Genomic DNA, 23,188 nt, shown 5'->3' on the forward strand with positions numbered 1-23,188 from the left:
GGATTTGCGCAGTTCGGCGCTGCCGCTGTTGTTGCGCCCATCGTCGGTCTTCTCGGCAACACCAGTCTTGCCGTGGCCATCTCCATGACCGGGGCTTCGGTTCTCGGCGTGATCGCGCTGCTCTGCGTGCGTCGATAAAACGGTTATGCCGAGCGTTCGAGAACCGATACCTTCCGGCTGATTCCCGCGGCCGCCGCGCGCAACGGTTCGGCAAAACGCTCGGTGTCCATTCGATACCGCGGACTCGACACACCGATCGCGGCAACTGCTTCACCAAGTCCACCGAAGATCGGGGCAGCGATACTCGATGTTCCCAGGCGAACCTCCTCGGTCTCGACCGCCAACTGCTGCGAACGAACAGCGTCGAGTTGCCTACGTAACCCGTCTTCCGAGTTCACCGTCCGATCGGTGAACTCGACAAATCCGTTGCCTGTCACCGCTCGAAAAACGGAATCCGGTGAGTACGCGAGTATCGCTTTGCCGGTTGCCGTGGCATACATCGGCAGCCGGCCGGCCACCCGCGACGGCAGGTCCACCCCGTGATGACCGGAGATCTTGTCGATGTACAGAACATCGAGGCCGTCGCGAATCGCGAGGTGAACCGTCTCCCGGGTCGCCGCGTGAAGATCCTGCACATACGTCAACGACACCTCGCGCAGAATACGTTGACGAGGAACCAACTGCCCCAGTTCGAAGAGCCGTAACCCCAACCTGTACTTGGTTCCGACCCGTTCCAGTAGACCAAGAGACACCAGTTCACCGGCTATTCGATGCACCGTCGCCTTCGCAACACCACTCCGATTCGCAAGTTCGGTCAGCGACAGCGCACCCGAATCCGCATCGAAGGAATCGAGTATCAGGCGCGCTTTCCCCAGCAACGAATGCATCGCCGAGCGCCTCCAGTACACAGAATGTGGTCCACCCAGCGGACCAAGTCTGCTCCAGTCTACTGAGGCATCAGATCTCCGCGCCCACGAATTGGCTGTTGTACAGACGGAAGTACGCGCCGCGGGATTCGAGCAGAGCCTCATGGCTCCCCTGCTCCACGATCCGGCCTTCCTCCATCACCACGATCAGGTTCGCATCACGAATTGTCGAAAGACGGTGCGCGATGACAAAGCTGGTGCGGTCGTTGCGCAGAACCGCGGTGGCGCTCTGGACCAGCAGTTCGGTGCGTGTGTCCACCGAACTGGTCGCCTCGTCGAGGATCAGGATGGACGGCTGCGAGATGAAGGCGCGGGCGATGGTGATGAGCTGCTTCTCGCCGGCACTGACGTTGCTGCCTTCCTCGTCGATGACCGTGTCGTAACCCTCAGGCAGAGAGTGCACGAACTTGTCGACGTAGCTCATCTCGGCCGCGCGACGAATCTCCTCGTCGGTGGCACCAGGCTTGCCGTAGGCGATGTTCTCGCGGATGGTTCCACCGAAGAGCCATGCGTCCTGCAGAACCATGCCGATCCGTGAGCGCAGATCGTCTCGTGTCATGTCGGCGATGTCGATGCCGTCCAAAGTGATTCGGCCCGAATTGAGTTCGTAGAACCGCAGGATGAGGTTGACGAGGGTGGTCTTGCCGGCGCCGGTGGGTCCGACGATCGCAACCATCTGGCCCGGCTCGGCAGTCAGGGACAGGTCCTCGATCAGCGGCTGTTCCGGCTTGTAACTGAAGGTGACGTTCTCGAACTTGACGCGACCCTTGTCGACCGTGGGCGACTTCGCGCTCTTCGGGTCCTCCGACTGCTCGTCTTGGTCGAGCAGCGCGAAGACCCGCTCGGCCGAAGCGACGCCGGACTGCAGCAGATTGGTCATCGACGCTATCTGCGTGAGCGGCTGGGTGAACTGCCGCGAGTACTGGATGAACGCTTGCACATCGCCGAGCGTCATCGTTCCGGATGCGACGCGCATGCCACCCACCACTGCGATGGCGACGTAGTTGAGGTTGCCCAGGAACATCACGGCCGGCATGACCAGACCGGAAATGAACTGCGCCTTGAAGCTGGACTCGTACAGATCCTCGTTCTGCTTGCGGAAGCGCTCCTCGACCTCCTGCTGGCGACCGAACACCTTGACCAACTCGTGGCCGCTGAATGCTTCCTCGACCTGCGCGTTGATTCCGCCGGTGCTCTTCCACTGCGCCACGAAGTGCTTCTGTGAACGCTTCGCGATGAACGCCGTCACCATGATCGACAGCGGAACAGTTGCCACCGCGATCAAGGCGAGCAGCGGTGAGATCCACAGCATCATCACCAGAATGCCCAGGACGGTCATCACCGACATGACCAACTGGCTGAGGGTCTGCTGCAAGCTCTGCGCGACGTTGTCGATGTCATTGGTCACGCGTGAGAGAACATCACCGCGGGCATGGGTATCGAAGTACCGCAAGGGAAGTCGGTGAATCTTCTGCTCGACGTCCTCACGCAGACGACGAACGGTTCGCTGGACCACGATGTTGAGCAGATACGCCTGCAGCCAACTGAACAGCGACGCGCAGACGAACAGCAGCAGCACGATCATCAAGACCTTGCCGACGGCGTCGAAATCGATTCCGGTTCCGGGCACAACTGCCATGCCGGACACCATGTCGGCGAGCTGACCCTGCCCCGAAGCGCGCAATCCTTCGACAGCCTGTTCCTTTGTCGTCCCCGGCTGGAGTTGCTTGCTGACGATTCCGTCGAAGATCAGGTTGGTGGCGTTTCCCAGGATCTTCGGAGCGATCGAGGAAAGTACGACGCTTGCGGTCACCAAAGCGAAGATCAGGACGACGATCGGCTTGTCGGGGCTCAAGCGACCGAGGAGACGTTTGAGCGAAGGGCCGAAGTTCATGGCCTTCTTTGTGGGATCGCCGCCGCCGGGCGGGCCGATGGGAGGCGAGGAAGTCGGTCGATTGCTCATGATGCGTCCTGTACGGCTAGCTGAGAGGCGACGATTTCGCCGTAGGTGGGACAACTGACCACGAGTTCGTCGTGCGTGCCGATCCCCACGATGGCGCCGTCGTCGAGCACGATGATCTGATCGGCTTCCACGATGGTGGAAATGCGCTGCGCGACAACGACGATGCAGGCGTCTTGCGTGACCGGCCGGAGCGCCGCACGCAGCCTCGCATCAGTAGTGAGGTCGAGTGCCGAGAAGGAATCGTCGAACAGATAGATCTGTGGCTTACGCACCAACGCTCTGGCGATGGCGAGTCTCTGACGCTGGCCGCCCGATACCGTCGTACCGCCTTGTGCCACCGGTGTGTCCAGGCCTTCGGGCATGGCGCGGACGAAGTCGGCGGCTTGGGCGATCTCGAGGCACTCCCACAGCCATTCGTCGGTAGCTTCGGGGTTTCCGTAGCGGAGATTGGTGGCGACAGTGCCCGAGAACAGATACGGCTTCTGCGGGACCAGACCGATCACCGAACAGAGCAGCTCCGTGTCGATGTCGCGGACGTCGACGCCACCCACCGATACCGATCCGGAAGTAGAGTCGATCAATCGCGGAATCAGGTTGAGCAGAGTCGTCTTTCCCGATCCCGTACCGCCGATGATCGCTGTCGTCTTACCTGGTTCGGCGCGGAAAGTGATGTCGCGCAATACGGGTTCCTCGGCTCCGGGGAACTGGAACTGAGCGCCACGAAGTTCGACGACTCCCGGGTCTTTCAGTTCTCGGACCGGATTCTCGGGCGGAATCACCGACGAATCCGTGTCGAGTACTTCGGAGATACGTTCGGCGCACACCGACGCACGCGGCAGCATCACCGCCATGAAAGTGGCCATCATGACGGCCATCAGGATCTGCATGATGTAGCTGAGCATCGCGGTGAGCGAGCCGATCTGCATCGAGCCCTCGTTGATCTGATGGCCACCGAACCAGATGACCGCGACGCTGGTGACATTGCTGATCAGCATCACGAGCGGGAACATCAGTGCCATGAGGCGGCCGACGCCGAGTGCAGTCTCCGTCAGCTCACGGTTGGCATCGCCGAAACGCTCTACCTCGTACGGTTCCCGTACAAACGCTCGGACGACACGGATGCCCGTGATCTGTTCGCGAAGAACACGGTTGACGGCGTCGAGGCGGCCCTGCATGACCCTGAATCCGGGGACCATCCGGGCAATCAGGAAACCCATCGAGACTACGAGAAGCGGGACGCTGATCCCCAGGATCCAGGACAGATTCAGGTCCTGGCGCAGAGCCATGATGATGCCGCCGACGCACATGATCGGCGCCATGACGAGGATGGTGCAACTCATCACGACCATCATCTGCACTTGCTGGACGTCGTTGGTGTTGCGGGTGATCAGCGAAGGCGCACCGAAGTGCCCGACCTCTCGGGCCGAAAACGTCCCGACCTGATGCAGCACCGAAGCCCGGAGATCGCGTCCGACGCCCATGGCGACTCGCGCACCGAAGAAGACGGCACCCACCGAGCACAGGATCTGCGTGAGCGTGACCATCAGCATCATCCCGCCGGTGGAGAGGATGTAGCCGGTGTCGCCTTTCGTCACGCCGTTGTCGATGATGTCGGCGTTGAGACTCGGAAGGTAAAGGGCCGCCATAGTCGAAATAAACTGCAGGACGACAACGCCCGTGAGTTCACCCCGGTACGGCGTCAGATAAGTGCGCAGCAGCCTGATCAGCATAGTGAGCGAAGGTTACCAATCCTGGCCGACATGTGCCGCTGGATATTTCGATACACAAAACTGCTGTGCGCCTTTATTAACCGCGGGGGGTTAATAAAGGCGCACAGCAGAGATCAAGCAGATGCGGACTGAAGCTCCGCTTCCTTTTCTTCACGGAGGGCCTTGCTGAGCTTCTCACCCTCGATGTCGACGTTCGGCAGAATCTTGTCCAGCCACTTCGGCAACCACCACGCCTTGTCGCCGAGCAGTGCCATGACGGACGGGATGATCACCATGCGCACGATGAAGGCGTCGAAGAACACCGCCGCGGCAAGCGCGAAGCCGATCGACTTGATGAACGAGTTCGGTTCCGCGATGAAGGCACCGAACACGGAGATCATGATGACCGCGGCCGCACTGACGACCCGGGCGCCATGGTTGAAGCCGATGGTCACGGCCTCCTTCGCGCTCGCGCCGTGGACGTACTCCTCACGCATACGCGTCACGAGGAACACCTGGTAGTCCATCGCGAGTCCGAACACCACACCGATCAGGAAGATCGGCATGAAACTCACGAGTGGTTGCGGGTTCGAGATGATGCCCAACCAACCGTGCTGGAAGATCGCCACCGTCGCACCGAATGTCGCGAGCACGCTGAGCAGGAAGCCGAGCGTCGCCGTCAGCGGAACCAGGATCGAACGGAACACCAAGAGCAACAAGATGAATGCAAGGCCGACTACGACGGCCAGGTAGGGCACCAATGCATCCTTCAGCGTGTCCGAGACGTCGCCTTCGAGTGCGGTCTGACCGGTGATGCCGTAGCTGACGCCGATCGAATCGTTGAGTCCGCCTTCGGCTCCACGAAGGCTGGACACCAGATCCATCGTGGCGGGGTCGGTCGGACCACTCTTCGGAGTGATCAGTACCTGCGCGGTGTCGCCGGCCTCGTTGACCCCGACGACCTGTGCGTTCTGGACGTCATCGAAGCCCGAGATGGTCGAGACGACCTCCGCAAAGGCCTCCCCGGCGGGAACGCTGGCCCCCTTCGCGTCGACAACGGCGATGAGCGGTCCGTTGCGACCGTCACCGAAGCCCTCGTCGATCAGGTCGTATGCCTGACGCGCACTGGTCGCCGGGTCACCGGTGGCCTCCGACGGCAGTGCCAGGCTCAATCCCGTTGCGGGCAGAGCCAATGCGCCCAGAAGCACTACTCCACCGATCAGCGGCACGAGCGGACGACGGACGACGGCACTGATGAAGCGCAGAGCCAACTTCGGCTTGCCCGAATCTTCGTCTTCGGACTCCTCTGCGCGCTTGCTGAGGAAGGGAATCTTGCCGGCAAAAGCCTTGCGTCCGAACATACCCAGGATCGCAGGCAGCAAGGTCAAGGCGATCAGAACCGCGATCAGCACGGTAAAGGCCGCTGCCGCACCCATATCGGAGAGGAACGGGATGCCGACGACTCGCAAGGCAACCAGCGCGATGATGACCGTCAAACCAGCGAATACCACTGCGGAACCGGCGGTTCCGACGGCGCGACCTGCTGCTTCGGCACGGTTGTCGGTAAGGGTGAGCTCATGCCTGAACCTGGACATGATGAACAGCGAGTAGTCGATCGCCACGGCCAGACCGATCATGATCGCCAGCGTCGGAGTCATCGAACTGAGATCCATGAATCCGGTGGCAACCGTGATTCCGAGGCTGCCGATAGCGATACCGATGATCGCGGTGAGGAGCGGAAGCCCCGCGGCCACAAGCGAACCGAACGTGATGGCCAGAACGACAGCGGCAACGGCGATACCGATCAGCTCGGTGACACCACCGGGCATCTCCGCTTCCTGAGCAGCAGAACCACTGACCTGGACGTTGAGTCCCTCGGCCCGACCGACATCGGCTGCGGAGTTGATCGAATCACGCAACGCCTGATCGAGATCGGCGAAGTCACCGCTGAACGGAACCTCGACGTACCCGACTGTGCCGTCGGCACTGAGCGGCGACAACGCACGCGCGTCGTCCACGGCCTGTGTCTCGGAAGTTCCAGCCGCAGCAGCCTTTTCCTTGAACATCGCAACCATGGAGTCGTTGCCGGTAACCGGATTGACCAACGCCTTCGCGGCCTGTTCCGGAGTGGCAGTCGCCGGGTCCACCTTGGCAGAGTCGGCGACCTTGTCGATGCCACGAATACTCGCGAGCATGTCGTCCATGGCCTTGACGTTCGCCGGATCGGCCAGCGTCGTGCCTGCCGGAGCTTGCACTACGTATCGCGCGCTCAGCGAATCCATAGGATTGGGCGCGTCGGGAAAACGCTCCGCCATCAGGTCTTGCGCCTGCTGCGCCGGGGTTCCCGGAATGGAGAACGAATCCTTGGTGGGGCCGGACAGAGTCGCTGCCCCGACGCCCATCAGGACCAGGATTATCAGCCAAACGCTGAGGACCGCGCCTTTTCGCCGGTAGGCGAACTTGCCGATCCGATAAAGATAGGTGGCCACGACGGGCTCCTTGCTGTTTCGGTGCGTGTACGTGGACAGGTATTACGTGTGGGGCTCAGAGACGAGACATCTCAGGGACGCGACATCTCAGGGGCAGGCGGCGGCGCGGGCAACCCGGCACGAATCTGCCGAAAAGCGTCGTGAACCAACTCTTCCGGACTGGAAGCCTCCGACTTTCCGCCAGTCCAGACGTCGATCACCGATTTAGCGGCTCCGCCCACCGCTCCCAGGAGGAGCGTCGGGTACAGGTCCTTCTCGGCGTCGGTGCCGGTGCGTTCCGCCAATGCCTGAACTACTGCACGGTTGATCCGCTGATGCATGTCTGCGGCATCCCGGTAGAGCGCGGGACTCGAATCCGACAGCAGCCAGATACTTGCCTTCTCACTCCCACTCGGACCTGAGTCGTTCACGATTTCGACCACAAGCTCTTCAAGGACATCGAGAATAGGTTCGTCCGCGGGCCGTGACGCAAGCGCCTCGATCCACAAAGTCACCGATTCCTCGAAACTGGCGAGCACTGCCTCCTCCTTGCTGGAGAAGTAGTTGTGGAACGTCCTCGTCGACACTCCGGCCTCGGAGGCGATTGCGTCAGCGGTGACGCATTCGATTCCCAGCGCACGAGCGAGCCGTGCTGCCGCGCCGCTGAGTGCGGCACGGGTTGCTGCCTTCTTGCGGTCACGAAGGCCTTGTTCGATGATCACCCCAACACGGTACCGAACTTGCAGAGCTCTGCAACTTTGCAGAGGTCTGCAATATTGTGCGATCGAACACACGGCACGGAAACTCGAGGCGTACCTCACACTCACGCACGGCAAATGCCTGAACAGTGCGACAGAGAGAGTTGCGGGCAACTCCACCGCGTGACGCCCCCTGCCAAGTTGACGCGTGAATCAACATGGCCTGACATACTTTGCGGTGAATTAACCGCAATTTGCTCGGCGAAGGAATCTGATGGACCCGCTCCTGCATACCTGGCCGGTTTCGTCCACGGTGATGCTGTGGGGATCGAAGTCCGGACGAGGCTCCGTACTACGTCTCGTCCGTCTCACCATCGGATTCTGCTCACTCAATTTCTCGATCGTGGCGTTCCTGTTTCTCCTTAGCGGGGAGGGCCCGGACGGACCGTTTGCGCGCAGTTGGCTCGTCGGCATTGCGACCGTCAACCTGATCCCCACGATTCTCTGGTTTGTCGGCCGAATCAGAGGTTCACGCATGCTCAAGCTCTACGGTCTGTGGGCGGATCTCGGAACTGCCTCGATTCTCATCACCTTCACCAGCCATAACGCCGCCCTTTTCGGCGCGGCACTCTTTGTCGCCACCGGCGCCTACTTCACCTATTTTCTCGATTACCGCTGGTTGGCCTTCCATCTCGCCTTTGCCACGACATTTGTCATCGCCCTGACGGTGCTCGGCCTGACGAACGGCGACTACTCGACAACCAGCGTGATCGCACGCACGGACGTCGTCCTGTGTGCAGTGATCTTCATTCCGGCCACAATTCAGTTCACTTGGCGGCAATTACTCGCGCGCGCAACGGGATCCAAAGTGGATGCGCTTACCGGCCTACTGAACCGACGAGGACTGTGGGACATGTCGGAGCGCATCTGGTCGGTCGCGTCGGCAAATCGTGCCGACATTGCTGTTGCCGTCGTCGACATCGACAAGTTCAAGGCGGTGAACGACACGTTCGGTCACGAAGTCGGTGACGCCGTCATCATCCGGACCGGAACGCGCCTGCAGGCGCATGTGAACGGTTTCGGTTACGCCGCGCGCACCGGCGGCGAGGAGTTCACCGTTGTGATGATCGGTACTCCGTACGGACTTCGCAAACGAATCGCGACGCTCCCCAAAGCCGTGGTGAACGCCTCCGACGACCCCCTGGCCACGGTCAGCGTCGGCGCAGCGACGCTACCTTTCATCCCACATCAGGAAGAGTTCGACTACAACGAGTTCTCCCGAGCAATCGTTGCGGCCGATCATCTGATGTACGACGCAAAATCCGCGGGAGGCAACACCGCGAACACTGCTCCTATGGCAGTTCCGCGTCGACGGGCACACTGAAACCGGGCTGTATCAGCGCCGATTCCACGCCTCGGGATCTGCCGTCAGTTCGTGAATGAACTCGGGCAACTCTCCACCTGCAACATCGGTGAGTGTGACATTTTCGAGCACAGCACGGAGGTTGACTCGCACTGCAATCCACACCTCCTTGAGGGGCGTTGCCGGTCCCCCGTAGTCGACGTCTTCCGGTCGCTGACCCCGAATCGAAGCCAGCGGTCCCTCGACAGCCCGTATGACGTCGGCAATCGTGATCTCGTCCGCGGACCGAGCGAGCCAGTATCCCCCGTCCGGGCCTCGACGGCTGTTGACCAAGCCGCCGCGCCGCAGGTCCGAGAGCACCGCTTCCAGGAACTTGTGGGGTATTACCTGGGATTTGGCGAGAAACTCGGCCTTGGCCGGGTCAGGACCAACTGCCGCGAGCTCGACCAGAGTCCGCACGGCGTAGTCCACCTTCGCGGTGATATGCACCGGCAATTCCTACCATCGTTCTATGAATAGTCGCAACAAACCTGCGAGTTCTTCGCCGCAAAGGGTTCCCTGACGTTACATTTTAATGCATGATGTAACGATCAGAGCTAGAGAACAGGACAAATCGCGTGTGGGAAACCCTTCTCGAATCATGGAAGTCACTGCTCGAACCGCTCCATGATCCCGTTACGCTCGCAATCCCCGCGTTTGTCATCTTCCTCGCAATCGAATGGTTCGCGGCCCGTGCGCTCGAAGATCATCCCGACGACGCCGACGGACGCGCACGGCCGGCACAGGGCGGCTACCGAAGCGCCGACGCCAGAACCAGCGTTCTACTCGGACTCGTGTCGATCGCAACGAGCACCTTCTGGAAAGTGCTGGCGCTGATCGGCTATTCCGCAATCTGGGTGTATCTCGCTCCGTGGCACCTCTCGCCGACTGCCTGGTACACCTGGGTGATCCTGCTGCTCGGAATCGACGTCCTCTATTACGCGTATCACCGCATCGCACACCGAGTTCGAGTCATCTGGGCCACACACCAGGCTCACCATTCGAGCGAGTACTTCAATTTCAGCACCGCACTGCGGCAGAAGTGGAACAACAGCGGTGAGATCATCATGTGGTTGCCGTTGCCGTTCCTCGGGATCCCGCCGTGGATGGTGTTCGTCGGCTTCTCCGTCAGCCTCGTCTACCAGTTCTTCGTCCACACCGAACGTGTCGGAAAACTCTGGCGGCCCATCGAATTCATCTTCAACACGCCGTCACACCATCGCGTCCACCACGGCTCCGACGCCGAGTACCTCGACCGCAACTACGCCGGAATCCTCATCATCTGGGACCGGATGTTCGGAACCTTCGCAGCCGAAACCCACCGGCCCACCTACGGACTCACGACGCCGGTCGGAACGTACAACATCTGGAAGCTCCAAACGCGCGAATATGCTGCCATTGCTCGTGATTGGAAGGCGTCGACATCGTGGCGGCAGCGAGCCGGCTACGTGTTCGGCCCGCCCGGCTGGGCGCCGAAAGCCGAGGTCACTTCAGCAGAATCCACAGCCCCGTCGCACTGAGCAGGAGCAGAGCGACCGCGAGAGTTGCTCCCATACCCAAAGCGGGCGTTGCCTTTTCGGCCGAAAACTGGGCCAACCGCCTGGGCCGCGACCGACGTTCGTAGACCGTCACCGCGACGACGAGCACGGCAGCGACGGACGGGCCGATCAGGGCCACCGACCCGAACGGCGGCAACCATCTCAGACAGGCGGCAGACAAGCCGAGGATCGACAGACTCGTACGCACGAACGAGAGCGATGTGCGCTCGGACTGTAAGCCCTTGTCCGGAGGCTTGACACCTTCCGACGGTTCCAGCGCGGTCAATCAGTTCACGACCTCGACCACCAGGACGGTCGCGCAGATCACCAGCACGATGCCGACGACCGGCGCCATGAGCGGCACCGGCAACGAGCGCTCAGTTCGCAGTGCACGCTCGGCGCTGATCCAGTGGACAAAGGAAGTGATGGCGATCAGAGCACCGCCGACGAGCAACAACGCGGCCAAGCCGGCACGAACCGTCGGGTCGAGAATGTCGCCGCCGAACGCTTCGAGTCCGACGCCCGACGCGACGAAGGCCGTTGCAGTGCGGATCCAAGCCAGATATGTCCGCTCATTGGCGAGCGTGAACCGTGGATCGGGGTCTTCGCCCGTTCGGAACGGTCTCCACCGGGGCATCACCTGTTCATTCCGTCCGGGCAGAGATCGCACACTGCCTTCGGAACGGACAAGAAGAAAGGAAGGTCATGTCCTTAATCTTCCCTGCCCGCCCCGAAGCAGTGCGAATCGGGTGGACGTAATTCAGCTCGCGGCGAGTGAGACCAGGAAGTCCACCGAGCCGCTGCCGTCGACGGTGACGAAACCGAGGGACGGAGGCTCGACTCCGAAATCGGTCCAGGTGACCGGAATCGAGCCCGATGCGATCAGCGAATCACCCGAATGCAGCACGGTCATGTCGACCGACACCGGCTTGGCCTGACCCTTGAGCGTCAGCGTTCCTGACACCGTGACCGTCGCCGTTGTTCCGTCCGTCGGTACAGCAGACAAGTCCACCGGCGAGTCGATCGTGAACGTCGCCGTCGGATACGTGCTGGTATCCATCACATTGCCCGTGAACTGGCCGTCCCGCCGATCCGAGTCGGTCTTGATGCTTGCCACCTGCACCGTTACTTCGCCGGAAGTGAGCTTTTCACCCTCGACAACCGCGTTTCCGCTCACCTCGCCAGTGGTTCCGACGACGGTCACACTCGATCCGTTGAGAATCTCGTGCACGGTGTACCCAGCTGCCGTCTGGTTGTCCCCCTGCCCCGCGACGACGGTCCATTGCCCGTCGATCGATCCGGACGCCGCCTCCGCGCCCTCAGTGGACACCACGGCCGCCGGTGCATCGTCTTCAGCGATGAACTTCCCGTACGCCCACGGCCCCACGAGCAGGGCGAGTACGACCACAACTACTGCTCCGCCGATCCACCAGATCTTTTTCATGGGCTCGACGATAGTTGCAGCTTCAACAGTTGTCAGGACTTACGACCTGGGAGAACCCTGTGAAAGTGCTCCACGACCACCGCAGGCGGGCCGCATCTACAGCCATTAGTAATCATTTGGTAAAGTCGACTGTGCATTCCGGCCCCCAGCCTGGAATGCCTGGGCCGTGCGCATCGAATCATGCATCGATCCCGATGCGCACGGTCTGCCCGAAACACGAATCACACCGATCGAGGGAGCTCGCGATGGCGGACCTGACGCTCCTGACCGACGACGAGTTACGCGAGCGTCGGATCGCCCTCAGTCGATCCCTCACTACCGCAGCAGATTTGATCCCCACCCCGCCACCCTCGTTCTTCGAGAAGCTGAAGCAGGACATCGATGCCGCCGCTGCAGAGTGGATCGCCCGCCGCTCCTGAACGTTCGAATTGCGCACACAGAACCGGTTTTCGATTTCCTCACCGGTTCACCCCGCAAGGGTGATGATGCAGCGGACGGTCACCGGCACCATGACTTCATGGACTCCCCGACCGACTCAATCGCACAAGGTTTCACGCCGGCACACGCTCAACTGGCGAGATCGGCCGGAGTTCCAGCAACGCTGGCCGCTGAGAGTTACGTGGAAGCCCTCGCCCGGATCGTCTATTACTGGGGCTATCCAGCTGTGGACACCTTCGGCCGTACAAACATGTGGGAGATCATGGATGGCAAGACCGGACTCCAACTCGGTCTTCTGCCAGGCGCCGCCAAGAATTACACAGGTGCCCTCACCGACTACATGAGCCCGGCGCAGCGGTGGGTCGTCTCACCCAACAACGACACGATCTACGGCGCAGGATTCGCCGATCTCACCGACGAAACCGCAGTGATACAGACCCCGACCGAGGTACCCGACGGCCATTACTGGACTATCCAGATCGTCGACGTGCTGACCAATGTGACTCACCAACTTGGTTCGGCGACAGGCACTCCCGGCGGAAAGTTCCTTCTGGTCGGACCTGATTGGGATGGCGAGTTGCCGGAAGACTTCCTCGATGTGCTTCGATCACCGACGAACGTGGCTGGTGTCTTCCCTCGCAGTTTCGCAGCACGTTCCGAGGCGTCCAAGCAGCAGGCGCGGTCGGTGCTCGACCAGATCGGCATGTACCCGTTCAGCGAGGATCGACCCGGCCCGCGGTCCTTCGGCTACGAGGCCCACGCCGCGAACTCGATCTACCCTCAGGGCGTCACCGCCGAAATGTTGGCGGTCGATCCCGACGCCAGTCGACCTCAATGGGTGAAGCCGGAATCTTTCTGGACCGATCTTGCAGCAATGCTCGATTTCAACCCGACCATGGGCGCAGCAGACACCCCGATGGCTGATCAAGCCAAGACGCTTGTCGCACTGTATCGTTCGGACAAGTCGTACCGAGCGCTGCTCGACCGCGCCGCGCTCCGCGCCGACGTCGCCCTCCATCAATCGGCGAGCTACGTCCAAACCGGGGTCGACGCAGGCAACGGATGGCAACGGCAACGCAACAGTGGCCTGTGGGGCACCGACTGGTTCGGACGGGCGCTCGCGGCCGTCATCTACATTTACGTCAACGACTTTCACGAGGCTGTCTACCTCATCCGGGGTACCGACCACGACGGAGCGTTGCTCCACGGCCGCGAGCGGTACACCATGACCTTCACAGAAGACGCACTCCCACCCGTCGACCGCAGTCGCGGCGGCTTCTGGTCTCTGACCATGTACGACAAGGACGCATTTATGCTCGCCGACGCACCCGGTAACCGCGTCAACCTCGGCACCGTCAATCTCGACGCGGGCGATCTCGTCTTTCGTGACGGGAAGCTCACCTTGCACCTGTCTCACGACGAGCCGACCGATCCGGATGCTCGTGCCAACTGGCTACCCGCTCCGCACGACGAATTTCGACTGATCATTCGCAGCTATGTCCCCGACAAATCAGTCCTCGATGAAACCTACCGATTCCCCGACGTCGTCCGAGCAACGGGACTATAGGCGCCACCAAGCACAAAAAAGCTCCCCACCTGCGTGAACAGGTGGGGAGCTTTGGCGGTGGCGGAGGGATTTGAACCCTCGGACGGGGGTTACCCGTCACACGCTTTCGAGGCGTGCTCCTTAGGCCGCTCGGACACGCCACCGTTGGTGACTTTACCGGATGGAGTGCCCGTGGCTGAAATCGCCAGGTGGAGCGGTATTACGTGAGCTTGTCCTTGATGCTGGAAGCGGCGTCCTTGACCTTCTCGCCTGCATCCTTGACGGCCGATTTCACCTGGTCGCCCTTGCCTTCGTTTTCGAGGTCCCGGTCACCGGTAGCGCTGCCAGCAGCTTCCTTGGCCTTGCCCCCGAGGTCTTCGGCCTTGTTCTGAGCCTTGTCTGCGATTCCCATGAGTACTCCTCTGTGAACGCGAACGAATCGCCTTCCGACGATCCGCCGATGCCCTGACGGCATCTGCCTCCACCATGCCCTCGATTGATGGATCCGGCTACCCGAGTGTGCGATCACTCTCGATGGGGAATACCGAATTCAGGCTCGCTGCTCGCGGAAGAAATCTTCCAAAAGCCCAGCGCATTCGTCCTCGAGGACCCCGCCGCGCACCTGCGGCCGATAGGTCAATCTTTTATCTCTAACTACGTCCCATAATGATCCGACGGCTCCGGTTTTCGGCTCCCACGCCCCGAAAACGACCCGAGAAACCCGGGCGAGGACCAGAGCGCCCGCACACATCGTGCATGGCTCGAGGGTCACGGCAAGCGTCGCACCTTCCAGGCGCCAGCCGTCACCGTAGGTTTTCGCGGCAGCACGCAACGCGAGGATTTCGGCGTGCGCGGTCGGATCGGACGACGCTTCCCTGGCATTGGAGGCCCGAACAACTTCGACGCCGTCTGCGTCGAACACCACTGCCCCGACCGGGACGTCTGCGTCGGAGGCGGAACGTGCGGCCACGATGGCCGCACGGATCATGCGCTGATCGTCAGCGAGAGTCATCTAGCGCGGGAGCTTGTCGAGCGCTGCGCCGAACTCGGATGCGAACCCGAGTCGCTGCGCGATCATCCCCAACTGCTCGTCCGGATAGAGATCGGTCTCGGCCGCGATGACGGCGAGCACGGGTTCCGGCAGGCCCAGATCGGCCAGCACGGACAGATCGCCCTCTTCCCAGGGTTCGACATCGTCGAGGTCGTCCGGGTCGATGTCGGGGATCTCGATGTGCAAGGCGTCGAGGACGTCGGCTGCGATGTCGTAGTCGATGGCGGCGGTCGCGTCGGAAATCAGCAACTGCGTGCCCGACGGCGCCGGACGCAACACGATGAAGAACTCGTCGTCGACGTCGAGAAGACCGAAGACGGCACCCGAACTTCGCAGCTCACGCAGCTGCGTTTCGGCGGCCGAGAGCGAGGTCAACGCGTCGGGCGTCAGTGCCTTGACCGTCCAACGCCCCTCTTCACGGACCACCGCGACACCGAAGCCTTCAAGCTCCTCCGACTGGTTCGAAGAGGCGCTCTTGTTACCCGCGCGCTGTGCACCCATGGCGCAACGGTAGCCCGCCTGGTGCCAGTGAGTGAAGTCCGAGCATCGATGTGCCAACCTGAACTCGTGTCTGCGATCGATTCCGCCCCACCAGTCTGCGTTCTCGGCCTCGGATTGATCGGCGGTTCGCTACTTCGCGCCGCCGTCCGATCCGGCCGCCGGGCGTGGGGTTACAACCGTTCCAGCGAGTCCGCCGACGCGGCCCGAGCCGACGGTTTCGACGCCGACACCGATCTGGTTTCAGTGCTGCAGAGAGCAAACGAAAGCGGCGCGATCATCGTGGTCGCCGTGCCGATGCCTGCCGTCGACGCCACCTTGGAGGCAATCGCCGCGCATGCGCCCGACAATCCGATCACGGACGTCGTCAGCGTCAAGGGTGAAGTGAAGGCCGCGGTCGAACGAGCGGGCTTGAGCGCCAAGTTCGTGGGCGGTCATCCGATGGCGGGGACGTCAGCTTCGGGTTGGGCGGTCGGGGATGCCGATCTGTTCGTCGACGCGGTGTGGGTCGTTGCCACCGACAACGGCGTCGACGCAGATGTGTGGTCGCAGGTCGCCGACCTTGCACTGGACTGCGGCTCGGTGGTCGTGCCGGCCGAATCTCTCGAGCACGATCGAGCAGTCGCGCGAATCTCGCATCTGCCTCACCTGCTCGCGGAAACGCTTGCGATCACCGGAGCTGCCGGAGGCGAACTGGCTCTCGGGCTGGCTGCCGGATCATTTCGCGACGGCACTCGCGTGGCCGGGAGCGCTCCTGGCCTGGTGCGGGCGATGTGCGAGGGCAACCGCGACGCCCTGCTGGTCGCGCTGGACGAGGCGCTCGACCTTTTGCAGGGCGCACGTACCGATCTGCTCGACAACGGCTCGACGGCACGATTGGTGGACGCAGGGTTCGCGGCGCGCGGCGCCTACGAGTCGCACGAGCGGTGGGACATCGAAGACGTTCAGGCCGGAGAACCCGACTGGATCAACCGGATGCGAGACGCCGGTCGACGCGGCGGCGTCATCCGGCGATCCGCAACCTAGAACTACGCAACCTGGAGATACGAAACCTAGATACGAGTTGCCAGACCCGGGTAGTCGAGGACAAAACCTTCGGTGTCGACGGACAGCGTCGAGCTGGACACCGGGGACAACACACTGATTCCGTCGGCGCCGGAGCTGTAGGTGATGGTCGCACCCTCGACGCGCAGGTCGAGGAGATTGACGTAGACGACCGGGACCTCGGCGTCCTCGATGTCGTTCTGCAAGCCGACGCGGCGGATGGGCAGCGTGTTGAAGAACGGGCTGAGGATCACGTCGACATCGAGTGCGCCATCGAACGCAGAGCGCTGGTGACTGGCGCCGTTCTCGACCATCCAGGTGCCTTCTTCGTCCCGGCTGATCGACATCTGACGCTCACCGGCGGCCAGGGCGGTCCGCACGGACAACCGGCGGGTGATGCCGGCCTCGTCGGTGACCAGGTCGTACGACGCGCTGAATGCCGGGTGCTCACTGCAGGCTCCACCGATGATCCGGCCGGAAGCCTTGATGCGATTTCCGTTCAGCTGCACACGAACAGACTCCATACGAGGAGCGTTGTGGGCCTGCCAGGTCAATACCGCGGGCCAGGACGCGTCACCGGAAGGTTGGATGCTCACCCGACCACGGTAATGGACGAACGGGCACGGAGCACCGCTGGTTCGGGTTATTGCTTCGATCAGGGACCTTTTAGGGACTTCGATCGGCCCCGAAGATCTCGATGTAAGGCGTTTCACAACGGTTCTTCCGTAAGGAGCACGCCGCGGACCGAATAGTTGGCAAACGGTGTCGGAGTTCTCGAGTACCGTGCTTCTAGGTCGGTTCGTGAGGAAGGGTGCTGTGACGTCGTCGCGGAGCATGGTGGGTTTGTTTGCCGGTATCGGTGGTCTCGAGTTGGGGCTCTCGGAACATGGGTGGAACACCGAACTGCTGTGTGAAATCGATCCGGGCGCGCAGGCAGTTCTCCGTTCGCGTTTCGCCGACGTGCCGTTGCACGGTGACGTCACCAAACTTCGCGCGCTGCCCAGTGACATCGAATTGGTGGCCGCCGGTTTCCCCTGCCAGGACCTCTCTCAGGCCGGCAAAACGGCAGGCATCACCGGCGCACGCTCAGGCCTGGTGGACGAGGTGTTCCGTCTGGTCAAGCGCAAGAAGGGCCCGCGCTGGCTGTTGATCGAGAACGTTCCGTTCATGCTCCAGCTCGGCAAGGGCGCCGCCATGCGGCACATCACCGACGCCCTCGAAGACCTCGGATACACCTGGGCGTACCGGGTGGTCGACGCCCGCGCCTTCGGACTCCCCCAGCGTCGCCAGCGAGTCATCATGCTTGCCTCGCGCACAGATGATCCCCGCGAAATCCTGTTCGGCCAGGACGCCGGCGAGCGCCTGGGTGGCGATCCCGCGGACTACCCCTGCGGCTTCTACTGGACCGAGGGCACTCGCGGTCTCGGATGGGCCGTCAATGCCGTGCCGACGCTCAAGGGCGGCTCGTCCGTCGGCATCCCCAGTCAGCCGGCAGTCCGGTTGCCGTCAGGTGAGATCGTCACTCCCGGTCTAGTCGATGCCGAGCGACTGCAGGGTTTCGATCCCGACTGGACGCTGCCGTCCGTCGAGGTTCCCGGCCTACGCCACAGCCATCGCTGGAAGCTCGTCGGCAATGCCGTGAGCGTGCGGATGGCGTCGTGGGTCGGTGGCCGGTTGAGCGATCCCATCGAATACGACGCCGCGGGCGAGACGCCACTCGAACCGGGCGACGCCTGGCCGAGTGCGGCCTGGGGCCGTAACCGCCAGGCCTTCCGCGTCCATACCTCGACCTGGCCGGTCCAGTACGACTACGAGGATCTGAGCGGCTTCCTCGAAGACACGCGGTTGCTGTCGGCTCGGGCCACCGCCGGCTTCCTCAAGCGCGCGCGCATGGGTAATCTTCGGTTCATCCCCGGTTTCATCGAGGACGTCGAAAGCCATCTCGAGCGGATGGGCGGATACCCCGAGGCCGCAGCATGACGGACTCGCTGTTTCCCGAACCTGAAACGCTGTTTTCCGAGCCGGAACACGAACCACTGTGGAGTGCACTGCAACTCGCGGGCGACAAGCCCCCGGCCGACGCCGATCGCGGCGAGAAGAAGAACTACGCCCAGCGACTGTCCAATCAACTGGCACAGACGGTGGCCGACGCTCTGCGTCCGCTGTATCCCAACATCACCCCGACGGCGTCCGGTGAAGGCCAGGAGGCAACAGTCGATGTCGCCAAGGGCCGAAAGCGCTTGGACGTCAAGGCACTCGACCCCACTCTCGGCCTGATCCTCTGCGTCTCCATCAAGACGTACAACTTCCAGGACTACAGTCCCCGCAGCGGCAAGCTGGGACGGTGGACCAAGAACATCGTCCGCAACGACCACGAATTGCGTGGCGAGGCAATGGTTCTGCATCAGCGTCAGCCGTACAGCGTGTTGGTCGCCGTCATGTTCGAGCCGTACGCCACGTGCGACGACGGCGACCCGACCAAGACCAGCGACACCGGCAAATCCTCTTTTGCACACCACGTCACGACGCTCTCGAAGCGCTCGGGCCGAGGCAAGCGCGCGGTGGTCGGCGTTCCGGGAAAGGCCTGGGTGGATCTCGGCGCCGAGGACACCCGCTACGACCTCTTCGAGAAGGTCTACATCGGACTCTACGAACCCGATGGCGCAGTTCGGTTCTTCGACGTCGACGAGCCGCCGCCGCGCAACGGACGCCCCACCGAAGCTCAGACGCTCTCGTTCACCGACTTCGTGACCGTCGTGCACGGTGAAGTGGAGCGTCGCAACAGGTTTGCGCCCACCTGGTCCGATCCCGAAGACAGCGAAGATTCCGACGGCTGAGGGAACCACGGTGCCTGCGACGGATCCTGCCACCAGCGCTCGGATGAGCGCTCAGCGTCGGCGCGACACCAAACCCGAAATCGCACTTCGACGCGAGCTGCATCGACGCGGACTCCGGTACTTCGTGGACCGAGCGCCTGTCAAAGGTGTTCGCCGACGGGCCGATCTGGTATTTCCACGCCGCAAAGTCGCGGTGTTCGTGGACGGATGCTTCTGGCACAGCTGCCCGCAGCATGCGACGTTTCCCAAGAACAACGCGCAGTGGTGGACGGACAAATTGGCCGCCAACGTGGTTCGAGACCGCGACACCGATGCACGTCTGGCAGAGCAGGGTTGGACCGTCATCCGCATCTGGGAGCACGAAGATCCGCTGGTAGCGGCCGAACGCGTCCAGAAAGCCCTGCTCGGTCCGTAAGCTCGATTTCGTGAAGGAACGCAACGTTGCGCGGTGGGGTTTGGTGGCTGCGCTGGCTCTGGGCGGAATCGTCTACTCGTCGTGGATTCTCGAATTCTTCCTGGACACCGGCCTCGACCCGGTGACATCGTTCCTCAGCGAACTCGATGCCGAGAACCAGAAATACCGCGATGTCTTCGGCAATGCCGATGTACTGTCCGCGATATTGATGTTGATCTCCGGAGCGCTGGGTCTGCTGATCACGCCCAGGCGGAGGCTCTACGTCACGGGCTGGATCGCGCTGGCGGTGTTCGGCATCGCGACCATCGCCGACGCGTCGTTCCCCCTCGAATGCTCGGGCGAGGGTTGCCCGTCGAGCGCACCGGACGGTCTACTTCCGCAGCTCCACCATGTTCACGCGTTGACGAGCAGCGTGGCGGTGTTCGCGATCTTCACCGCGATGATCGCATTCACCGTGGGAGCGTTCAGATATCGCGAACATCGGTCGTTGCGGACGACCGGCCTGACAATTTTGATCCTGACTTCCCTTGCGACGGTGTGGATGTTGACGACCAACAGCATCGAAGTCTCCGGCGGCGGTAATCTCGGACTGGGTATCGCTCAACGTGCGCAGGTGCTGGGAATGTCGTTGTGGTTGTGCACCCTGGCATTTGCGATGTCGAGGCCGCCATCCACCGGGCTCCCGGCGTCGCCGCGCTGACAGGTTTTCCGGCAAGCGATTCGGGCGAACCTGGAACTACAACTGAAAATGGCTGCCCCGAACTAGCGAAGGTGTGCCCATGTCTCTCGCGTCGTCGTTCTTCGCCCATCCGCACCAGGCGTTCACTGCTGGTTTCTATCGCAACGAATCCTTCGACTTCGAGCTACGAGTCGTTCTCGGGCAAGCCACCTTCGGCGCGGCAGATACCGGCGAAGTGCTCTCGGCCATCGCTCACGTCGGCGAGAAGGACCTCGAAGGCTGGTACGAGGCCTGGTTCGACCTCGGCACACGGGTATTCGGGCAGGCAGTAGAGGCAGCCGAGGCCGGGCATTCGCGAAGCGCGTCCAACGCGTACCTGCGGGCGGCGTCGTACTTCGGTGTGGCGATCAACGCAGTCGACGGTCTCAGCGACGATTCGGTTCTGGTCCCCACTTTCAAACGTCACCGACAGGCGTGGGACCGCTTCGTCGACACCACCTCCCAGCCCGTCGAACGCGTCCGGATCCCTTACGAGGACACCTACCTGCCCGGGTACTTCTTCCGGCCGCCCGGGGACGTGCGACGGCCGACTTTGATCATGGTGAACGGTAGCGACGGCCCGATCAGCGGGCTGTGGGGCAGCGGCGGTGCCGGGGCGCTCGAGCGGGGCTACAACGTGTTGATGTTCGACGGTCCCGGTCAGCAGTCGATGCTCTTCGAGCGCAACATCCCGTTCCGTCACGACTGGGAAGCCGTCATCACGCCCGTCGTCGACTATCTCGTGGACCGGCCGGACGTCGATGCGTCGAAGCTGGCGATGTACGGGATCAGTCAGGGCGGGTACTGGGTGCCCCAGTCGTTGGCGTTCGAGCATCGGATCGCGGCAGCGATCGCCGATCCGGGGGTCGTGGACGTGGCCGCGTCGTGGCTCGCCCACATCCCCAAGAACATGCAGAAGCTACTCGACGAGGGGAAGTCGGAGGCCTTCGACCGCGACATGGCGATAGGGCTGGGAATGAAATTCTCCAAGGACAGCGCCCGAATCTGGCGTTTCCGAGCGCGTCCGTACCTCGCCGACGGTTACTACAACACTCTCGCCGAGGTTCGGAAGTACCACCTCGAACACGTCGCCGGCTCGATCTCCACTCCCCTGCTCATCACCGATCCGGAAGGCGAGCAATTCTGGCCCGGTCAATCCAAGCGGCTTGCCGCCCTCGCCGGCGGACCGACGACGGTGGTTCCCTTCACCGCTGCCGAGGGCGCGAACTTCCACTGCCAGCCCATGGCGAGGCGTCTGACTGATCAGCGGATGTTCGACTGGCTCGACGAGCAGTTGGATCTCTGAATCAGGACACTTTCTCCTTTTTCGTCAAGAGAGTGGCGAGCATCGGCAGCAATAGAACCGTGATCGCCCCGGCCGCGACAAGAATCGACGCGTTGTCCGAGGACATCTGATGCGCGTCGACGGCAGCGCCAGTGACCGCCACGATCATGGGCAGGCCGGTAGCCCCGTACAACGCGACTTGCGCACTTTCGCGCGTGGTGAAGGGTGGTTCGACCTTCTCGAACTTGGTCACGAAGAACACCGGCGCGCCGCGGACGACAACGATCAGGATCAAAAAAGCAATCAGTATGCCGGGACTGGCGGCGACCGCCGAGACGTCGATCGCCATGCCTGAAGTGATGAAGAAAATCGGGATGAGGAACCCGAAGGCGATCCCGTCGAGCTTGATCTCGAGGCGCTCGTCGCCCTCTGGCATCAGTCGCCGCAGGATGAAGCCGGCGGCAAATGCACCGAGAATGACGTCGAGTGAGAACACGGCCGACAGCACTCCGAGGCTGACCAACAACAGAACGGTGAGGCGGACCGTCGTCTGCGCCGTCGTGTCCGCCCCTGCCCGCACCAGGCGATGTGTCCACGAGCCTTCGTGAATCAGCTTGCCGGGCAGCACCGCAACGATGACAGCGATCAAGGCGAAGACGGCAAGAACGATCAGCGACAGTACGGCACCACGGGCACTCAGCAGCACCGCCATCGCGACGACCGGCCCGAGCTCGCCGACGGCCCCGTGGTTGAGGACGGTCTTACCCAAGCGTGTGTCGAGGAGTTTGTTGTCCTTGAGGATCGGCAGCAGCGTGCCCAGAGCGGTCGACGTCATCGCGATGGCAACAGCGGCTTCGGCGGAGATCACGTTCCTCATGCCAAGCAGCGCGACCACCGTGAACGCCAGCGCGAGGCAGAACAGCCACGTGTAGAGCGCTCGACGTCCGCCGCGCCCACTGAGTTCCTGTCGGTCGATCTCGTAGCCGGCGAGCAGGAACAGCATGCCGAGGCCGAGTTCGCGCAGGATGCCGATCGCTTCGCTGTCAGCTGCGATGTTGAGGGCGAACGGCCCGACCACTGCGCCCGCGACCAGTAGCAACACCACTTCGGGAACCAGTCGACGCGGGATCAGGCCCGCGACTATCGGCGCGATGGCCGCGATCAGCGCGATCCAGAACAGCGATGAGGCAATTGAAGGCACGGATCAT

At 62.3% G+C, this 23,188-nt stretch carries 24 protein-coding genes, 1 tRNA gene and 1 pseudogene; 11 read left to right on the forward strand and 15 right to left on the reverse strand.

Going from position 1 to position 23,188, the window contains the following annotated elements:
• A pseudogene (locus tag ACYP01_RS26690) lies at positions 1-138 on the forward strand (Bcr/CflA family drug resistance efflux transporter); the annotation flags it as partial.
• 5 nt (positions 139-143) lie between these two features.
• Here the strand turns inward: ACYP01_RS26690 and ACYP01_RS26695 are convergent.
• The 5 genes from ACYP01_RS26695 to ACYP01_RS26715 all read right to left on the reverse strand — a co-directional run bounded on the left by ACYP01_RS26695 (position 144) and on the right by ACYP01_RS26715 (position 7,788).
• On the reverse strand, positions 144-887 hold the full coding sequence (locus ACYP01_RS26695; RefSeq protein WP_459683128.1) for an IclR family transcriptional regulator: 744 nt from the start codon (positions 885-887) through the stop codon (positions 144-146).
• 70 nt (positions 888-957) lie between these two features.
• Positions 958-2,889 carry an ABC transporter ATP-binding protein gene (locus ACYP01_RS26700; RefSeq protein ID WP_007731644.1) on the reverse strand — a complete coding sequence of 644 codons (1,932 nt, stop codon included), beginning with the start codon at positions 2,887-2,889 and terminating at the stop codon, positions 958-960.
• The gene (locus ACYP01_RS26705; protein ID WP_003943950.1) at positions 2,886-4,619 is read right to left on the reverse strand and encodes an ABC transporter ATP-binding protein; all 1,734 of its coding nucleotides are present in this window, start codon (positions 4,617-4,619) and stop codon (positions 2,886-2,888) included. The genes ACYP01_RS26700 and ACYP01_RS26705 overlap by 4 nt, the downstream gene beginning before the upstream one ends.
• Positions 4,620-4,732: 113 nt before the next feature.
• Positions 4,733-7,087: an MMPL family transporter gene (locus tag ACYP01_RS26710; protein WP_003943813.1), complete on the reverse strand. Its 2,355-nt coding sequence runs from the start codon at positions 7,085-7,087 to the stop codon at positions 4,733-4,735.
• Positions 7,088-7,158: 71 nt separating this feature from the next.
• Positions 7,159-7,788, reverse strand: a complete 630-nt coding sequence (locus ACYP01_RS26715; RefSeq protein WP_003943912.1) for a TetR/AcrR family transcriptional regulator — start codon at positions 7,786-7,788, stop codon at positions 7,159-7,161.
• A 250-nt stretch (positions 7,789-8,038) separates the two neighbouring features.
• Between ACYP01_RS26715 and ACYP01_RS26720 the strand changes: the two genes are divergently transcribed.
• Positions 8,039-9,148, forward strand: a complete 1,110-nt coding sequence (locus ACYP01_RS26720) for a GGDEF domain-containing protein (RefSeq protein ID WP_003943790.1) — start codon at positions 8,039-8,041, stop codon at positions 9,146-9,148.
• A gap of 12 nt (positions 9,149-9,160) precedes the next feature.
• On the opposite strand, the gene ACYP01_RS26725 is transcribed toward ACYP01_RS26720, so the two are convergent.
• Complete coding sequence (locus ACYP01_RS26725; RefSeq protein WP_003943908.1) at positions 9,161-9,616, reverse strand: RrF2 family transcriptional regulator; 456 nt, start codon at positions 9,614-9,616, stop codon at positions 9,161-9,163.
• A gap of 128 nt (positions 9,617-9,744) precedes the next feature.
• On the opposite strand from ACYP01_RS26725, the gene ACYP01_RS26730 reads away from it, so the two are divergent.
• Positions 9,745-10,686: a sterol desaturase family protein gene (locus tag ACYP01_RS26730; protein WP_047271543.1), complete on the forward strand. Its 942-nt coding sequence runs from the start codon at positions 9,745-9,747 to the stop codon at positions 10,684-10,686.
• On the opposite strand, the gene ACYP01_RS26735 is transcribed toward ACYP01_RS26730, so the two are convergent.
• The 3 genes from ACYP01_RS26735 to ACYP01_RS26745 all read right to left on the reverse strand — a co-directional run bounded on the left by ACYP01_RS26735 (position 10,652) and on the right by ACYP01_RS26745 (position 12,148).
• Positions 10,652-10,990: a DUF202 domain-containing protein gene (locus tag ACYP01_RS26735; RefSeq protein WP_003943794.1), complete on the reverse strand. Its 339-nt coding sequence runs from the start codon at positions 10,988-10,990 to the stop codon at positions 10,652-10,654. The genes ACYP01_RS26730 and ACYP01_RS26735 overlap by 35 nt on opposite strands.
• The gene (locus ACYP01_RS26740) at positions 10,991-11,341 is read right to left on the reverse strand and encodes a YidH family protein (protein WP_210377943.1); all 351 of its coding nucleotides are present in this window, start codon (positions 11,339-11,341) and stop codon (positions 10,991-10,993) included. It abuts the gene before it with no gap.
• Positions 11,342-11,464: 123 nt separating this feature from the next.
• Positions 11,465-12,148 carry a YceI family protein gene (locus ACYP01_RS26745; RefSeq protein WP_373938687.1) on the reverse strand — a complete coding sequence of 228 codons (684 nt, stop codon included), beginning with the start codon at positions 12,146-12,148 and terminating at the stop codon, positions 11,465-11,467.
• Between the two features lie 245 nt (positions 12,149-12,393).
• Between ACYP01_RS26745 and ACYP01_RS26750 the strand changes: the two genes are divergently transcribed.
• Positions 12,394-12,567, forward strand: coding sequence for a hypothetical protein (locus tag ACYP01_RS26750; protein ID WP_003943953.1), 174 nt, complete (start codon positions 12,394-12,396; stop codon positions 12,565-12,567).
• Between the two features lie 98 nt (positions 12,568-12,665).
• Positions 12,666-14,153 carry a DUF1254 domain-containing protein gene (locus ACYP01_RS26755; RefSeq protein ID WP_231915696.1) on the forward strand — a complete coding sequence of 496 codons (1,488 nt, stop codon included), beginning with the start codon at positions 12,666-12,668 and terminating at the stop codon, positions 14,151-14,153.
• 52 nt (positions 14,154-14,205) lie between these two features.
• On the opposite strand, the gene ACYP01_RS26760 is transcribed toward ACYP01_RS26755, so the two are convergent.
• The 4 genes from ACYP01_RS26760 to ACYP01_RS26775 form a co-directional block, all read right to left on the reverse strand.
• Positions 14,206-14,296 (reverse strand) — tRNA-Ser (locus ACYP01_RS26760).
• A gap of 56 nt (positions 14,297-14,352) precedes the next feature.
• Complete coding sequence (locus ACYP01_RS26765) at positions 14,353-14,544, reverse strand: CsbD family protein (RefSeq protein ID WP_003943869.1); 192 nt, start codon at positions 14,542-14,544, stop codon at positions 14,353-14,355.
• A 138-nt stretch (positions 14,545-14,682) separates the two neighbouring features.
• On the reverse strand, positions 14,683-15,144 hold the full coding sequence (locus ACYP01_RS26770; protein WP_378504845.1) for a nucleoside deaminase: 462 nt from the start codon (positions 15,142-15,144) through the stop codon (positions 14,683-14,685).
• Positions 15,145-15,684 carry a tRNA adenosine deaminase-associated protein gene (locus ACYP01_RS26775; RefSeq protein ID WP_003943823.1) on the reverse strand — a complete coding sequence of 180 codons (540 nt, stop codon included), beginning with the start codon at positions 15,682-15,684 and terminating at the stop codon, positions 15,145-15,147.
• A gap of 48 nt (positions 15,685-15,732) precedes the next feature.
• On the opposite strand from ACYP01_RS26775, the gene ACYP01_RS26780 reads away from it, so the two are divergent.
• Positions 15,733-16,707: a prephenate dehydrogenase gene (locus ACYP01_RS26780; protein WP_058227068.1), complete on the forward strand. Its 975-nt coding sequence runs from the start codon at positions 15,733-15,735 to the stop codon at positions 16,705-16,707.
• A 26-nt stretch (positions 16,708-16,733) separates the two neighbouring features.
• Here ACYP01_RS26780 and ACYP01_RS26785 read toward each other — a convergent pair whose 3' ends face one another.
• Positions 16,734-17,321 carry a putative glycolipid-binding domain-containing protein gene (locus ACYP01_RS26785; protein WP_073512852.1) on the reverse strand — a complete coding sequence of 196 codons (588 nt, stop codon included), beginning with the start codon at positions 17,319-17,321 and terminating at the stop codon, positions 16,734-16,736.
• Between the two features lie 238 nt (positions 17,322-17,559).
• Between ACYP01_RS26785 and ACYP01_RS26790 the strand changes: the two genes are divergently transcribed.
• The 5 genes from ACYP01_RS26790 to ACYP01_RS26810 all read left to right on the forward strand — a co-directional run bounded on the left by ACYP01_RS26790 (position 17,560) and on the right by ACYP01_RS26810 (position 22,001).
• Complete coding sequence (locus tag ACYP01_RS26790) at positions 17,560-18,705, forward strand: DNA cytosine methyltransferase (RefSeq protein ID WP_030535749.1); 1,146 nt, start codon at positions 17,560-17,562, stop codon at positions 18,703-18,705.
• The gene (locus ACYP01_RS26795; RefSeq protein ID WP_003943911.1) at positions 18,702-19,562 is read left to right on the forward strand and encodes a hypothetical protein; all 861 of its coding nucleotides are present in this window, start codon (positions 18,702-18,704) and stop codon (positions 19,560-19,562) included. Before ACYP01_RS26790 ends, ACYP01_RS26795 begins: the two co-directional genes overlap by 4 nt.
• Before the next feature lie 10 nt (positions 19,563-19,572).
• Positions 19,573-19,977 (forward strand): very short patch repair endonuclease, encoded by a 405-nt coding sequence (locus ACYP01_RS26800; protein WP_019746481.1) that lies wholly within the window; start codon positions 19,573-19,575, stop codon positions 19,975-19,977.
• Positions 19,978-19,987: 10 nt separating this feature from the next.
• Positions 19,988-20,677, forward strand: a complete 690-nt coding sequence (locus tag ACYP01_RS26805) for a DUF998 domain-containing protein (protein ID WP_029254264.1) — start codon at positions 19,988-19,990, stop codon at positions 20,675-20,677.
• A 79-nt stretch (positions 20,678-20,756) separates the two neighbouring features.
• A complete protein-coding gene (locus ACYP01_RS26810) occupies positions 20,757-22,001 on the forward strand; it encodes an alpha/beta hydrolase family protein (RefSeq protein WP_151097623.1) in 1,245 nt (414 codons plus the stop codon).
• Between the two features lies 1 nt (position 22,002).
• Here the strand turns inward: ACYP01_RS26810 and ACYP01_RS26815 are convergent, their stop codons facing one another.
• A complete protein-coding gene (locus ACYP01_RS26815; RefSeq protein ID WP_404650416.1) occupies positions 22,003-23,181 on the reverse strand; it encodes a cation:proton antiporter in 1,179 nt (392 codons plus the stop codon).
• Positions 23,182-23,188 lie beyond the last annotated feature (7 nt).

The organism is Rhodococcus sp. no. 34, assembly GCF_054589475.1.

Coding starts and splice junctions, on each gene's coding strand:
- ACYP01_RS26695 (WP_459683128.1), bottom strand. CDS start 887: ATGCATTCGTTGCTGGGGAAAGCGCGCCTGATACTCGATTCCTTCGAT.
- ACYP01_RS26700 (WP_007731644.1), bottom strand. CDS start 2,889: ATGAGCAATCGACCGACTTCCTCGCCTCCCATCGGCCCGCCCGGCGGC.
- ACYP01_RS26705 (WP_003943950.1), bottom strand. CDS start 4,619: ATGCTGATCAGGCTGCTGCGCACTTATCTGACGCCGTACCGGGGTGAA.
- ACYP01_RS26720 (WP_003943790.1), top strand. CDS start 8,039: ATGGACCCGCTCCTGCATACCTGGCCGGTTTCGTCCACGGTGATGCTG.
- ACYP01_RS26740 (WP_210377943.1), bottom strand. CDS start 11,341: ATGCCCCGGTGGAGACCGTTCCGAACGGGCGAAGACCCCGATCCACGG.
- ACYP01_RS26745 (WP_373938687.1), bottom strand. CDS start 12,148: ATGAAAAAGATCTGGTGGATCGGCGGAGCAGTAGTTGTGGTCGTACTC.
- ACYP01_RS26750 (WP_003943953.1), top strand. CDS start 12,394: ATGGCGGACCTGACGCTCCTGACCGACGACGAGTTACGCGAGCGTCGG.
- ACYP01_RS26755 (WP_231915696.1), top strand. CDS start 12,666: ATGGACTCCCCGACCGACTCAATCGCACAAGGTTTCACGCCGGCACAC.
- ACYP01_RS26765 (WP_003943869.1), bottom strand. CDS start 14,544: ATGGGAATCGCAGACAAGGCTCAGAACAAGGCCGAAGACCTCGGGGGC.
- ACYP01_RS26770 (WP_378504845.1), bottom strand. CDS start 15,144: ATGACTCTCGCTGACGATCAGCGCATGATCCGTGCGGCCATCGTGGCC.
- ACYP01_RS26775 (WP_003943823.1), bottom strand. CDS start 15,684: ATGGGTGCACAGCGCGCGGGTAACAAGAGCGCCTCTTCGAACCAGTCG.
- ACYP01_RS26780 (WP_058227068.1), top strand. CDS start 15,733: ATGTGCCAACCTGAACTCGTGTCTGCGATCGATTCCGCCCCACCAGTC.
- ACYP01_RS26790 (WP_030535749.1), top strand. CDS start 17,560: ATGGTGGGTTTGTTTGCCGGTATCGGTGGTCTCGAGTTGGGGCTCTCG.
- ACYP01_RS26795 (WP_003943911.1), top strand. CDS start 18,702: ATGACGGACTCGCTGTTTCCCGAACCTGAAACGCTGTTTTCCGAGCCG.
- ACYP01_RS26810 (WP_151097623.1), top strand. CDS start 20,757: ATGTCTCTCGCGTCGTCGTTCTTCGCCCATCCGCACCAGGCGTTCACT.